A 1,620-nucleotide genomic window follows, 5' to 3' on the forward strand; every position below is an offset into this window, starting at 1 on the left:
AGTTGGACGCCCTGTTGCGGGTTACCACCGGACGGCGCGTACCCGGCGGCGGCGATGTTCGCCTGCACCGCGTCCTCGGTCGCCGCGGTCGGGTAACCGGACGTCAACACACCCTCGAAGAAGGTGCCCCGACCGGAGACACTGTTGTCGCCGCCGATACCGAGGAGGATGGCGCCCTCCTTCTTCATCGGGTGGTAGCCGTTGGGGCGGCGCCCGTCGAAGTAGGTGGTCAGACCGCCCGACTGGGCGCTGCCGCCCCGGATCGCCCAGTGGTTCGGTTCGCCCTTGACCATGGCGGTCACGAAGCGGTGGTTGATCGGCGCGATGTTGTTGTACCCGGCGTTCACGCCGGAGAACAGCCCCCACTCCAGGTCGGCCATGATCCAGGGCCCGGCGCCGGCGCCGTAGCCCCACTGCTTGTTGGCGCCGAAGTAGACCGTCTCCATGATCGCGCGCTCGTCGGCCAGGCCGTCCGTCTGCGCGTTGCCGTAGTCGAAGCAGCACCACTGGTTGTAGTGCGTGCCGTCGACGACGGCGTAGATGCCCTCGGGCTGGTCGCCGGTGGCGACGCCGTTGGTGTTGTTGTTGCGGTAGCCGGTGCCGGGCGCGATGTAGACGCCGTAGGCCTTCTGGCCACCGATGGTGATCGGGGCCGCCTTCGCGTCGGCCAGGTTGTCCCATCCACCGGGCAAGGGGCCGGGCCAGAAGCCGGGAGGTGCCTGGGTGAGGCGGTTGTTGCGGCCGGACTGGTCGTAGAGGATGGTGATGACGCAGTTGGTGTTGGCGCAGAACGTGTCCTGCGTGGCGGCGTTGACGTAGCCACCCTCGCTCAGCACGCCGATGTCACGGGTCGTGTTGTCCGACGAGCGACGGACCTGGTAGAGCGGGCCGTTGTACGCGCCGTACAGCGCGCGGGTGGTGCTGTGCGCGGCCACGCAGGGGGTGCCCCCCGAGGCGTAGATGTCGCACGGTCCCGTGCCGGCGGCGCGGGCGACGCCCGGCGCGTCCGCGACCACGTAGATGCTGGCACCGACAGCGAGAACCAGCAGGGTTCCCGTGGCGGCGAGCAGACGACTCAGTCGTCTCTTCACATTCATCGGATCCTCTCGGCGGTGAGGTGGAGCGCGGTGGTGGCGGGTTGGCCTGTGTTGCCGAACCGATCCAGATCGATACGGTTGGTGGCGTTCGGCGGCGGTTCGAGCCTCGCTAGCGGGCCAGACCGACGTCACACGTCATACCTGTTTACATTAATGCTCGTCCATTAGTCGCGCCACCGTCGGTTGTCCGCCCCGCTGGCCGCGGAACGTGCTGACTCCGGACGGATATGCTCGTCAGGGACAGATGGTGCGTGCCCGTGTCGGGGCTGGATCGACATCGACTATTCCGGGCTGATCGCCCGCTGCGTGCACCACCTGGCCGACTTGGGGCACCGGCACGTGGCCCTGGTCAACCGCTCCGCCGAGTTGGTGGCCGCGGGTTACGGGCCCAGCCATCGAGCGCTCACCGGGCGGCGGTGGAACGGGGCCTGACCGGCGTGGAGGTCTGCTGCGGCGACGACACGGCCGCCGGCGAGGCGTGCGTGGAACAGCTGCTCGTGACACATCCCGACGTCACGGCCGT

1 protein-coding gene is annotated in these 1,620 nt (G+C 68.6%); it reads right to left on the minus strand.

Translation table 11 applies throughout. The features are described from left to right. On the minus strand, positions 1-1,097 hold a 1,097-nt coding region (locus tag ACGFIQ_RS36225), incomplete at its 3' end, for an arabinofuranosidase catalytic domain-containing protein (protein ID WP_393250859.1). Positions 1,098-1,620 lie beyond the last annotated feature (523 nt).

Origin of the sequence: Micromonospora sp. NPDC048898 (assembly GCF_043198035.1) — a bacterium.
GTDB lineage: Bacteria > Actinomycetota > Actinomycetes > Mycobacteriales > Micromonosporaceae > Micromonospora.